We start from the raw sequence: 1,305 nt of genomic DNA, 5'->3' as shown, positions 1-1,305 counted from the left end.
TGCTGCTGCAGCTGCTGAAGCACATCCCTTGGCATCTGTAACAATCATTGTATAGCTTCCTGCTGGCAGGCCTGTATAGATGCCTGATGCATCGCCTGTGTGATTTGAAACTGCTCCTGATAATGCAAATGTATAAGGCGCAATTCCATCTGCTGGAATTACTGTAATACTGCCGTCTGTGCCTGTTGAACAGCTTACATTAACCTGAGATACTGTGAAAGATGGAACTGTTTTTGGTGTTACAATCACATCATTAGACTCTGCCTTACAGCCCTGGCTGTCGGTTACTCTGAATTTATAAGTGCCTGCAAAATTATAGCTGTCTGGTGAAACTGCCGCTGCATAAGCATTCCCATTATAGGAAACCTCATAAGCTGTATACGAACCGCTTCCGGCTTTTAGTGTAAAGCTAATAGAGGCTGGTGCAAGACATGTCAGATCGCTTACCAGAACAGCATCAATACCAAGCTGTGGATTTACAGTATATGGTGTTGTAACTGTACAGCCATTGGCGTCTCTTACTCCAAAGGTATAACTGCCTGAAGCATTCAGCACTGCACTTGTACCTGATATATCCGATCCGTTTACAGTATAGACTGCTCCGCCTGCCGGTGCATCAAAATAAAGTGAAAGATCAACTGTCAGTGGCGAACCTGTAAAACACTGCGCTGGTATTGGCAATGCCTTAACTGCCGGAGCTGCATCAGATGGAACTCCAACTGTCTGCATCACAATACAGCCTGCTGCATCTTTTACATAAACATCCCATGACAATACTGTAAGATCCGTATCTACAGAAACTGCTGGAGCAGTGCTGTAGACTGCTGGAGCAGGATCGCCTGCTTTTACTGCTGCATAGCTGTAAACGCCGCTTCCGCCGCTGACACCGCTTATCGTAATCTGCGAAATATCTTCTGAACAGTATACTTTTGAAGCAGCTGCCGTGAAAGCAATCAATGCCGGTTCTGCAAGTGTTACTGAGGCAAAGCTCGTACAAAGTGTCGTTTCATCGGTAACAGTTACTACATAAACTCCTGCTCCAAGTGATGGAAGGGTAATAACAGAAGCTGTCTGCCCTGTGGTTACAGATCCTCCGTTAATATCATATTTATATGTAGAGGCTGGTGATACTCCTGTAACTGTAAATGAGGCTGAACCATTTGTATTGATGCCATTGGCAGCATTACATGAAATACCATTGGTCACTGATCCTGCTATAGCAATAGGTGTTACTGCTTTTACTGTATACAGTTCCTGGTAGAAACAGCCATTGGCGTCCGTCACCTGGAACGTGTAATCTCCAGC

1 protein-coding gene is annotated in these 1,305 nt (G+C 45.0%); it reads right to left on the bottom strand.

Features of this window, described 5'->3' with window-relative positions; all coding sequences use genetic code 11:
- Positions 1-1,305, bottom strand: a 1,305-nt coding sequence (locus IRZ80_RS20720) for a SprB repeat-containing protein (protein WP_194644260.1), incomplete at both ends; no start/stop codon positions are given.

The organism is Flavobacterium sp. HJJ (assembly GCF_015351475.1).
Lineage (GTDB): Bacteria > Bacteroidota > Bacteroidia > Flavobacteriales > Flavobacteriaceae > Flavobacterium > Flavobacterium marginilacus.
Note: the sequence above shows the minus strand (reverse complement) of the source record. Positions and strands in the feature narration are given on the sequence as shown.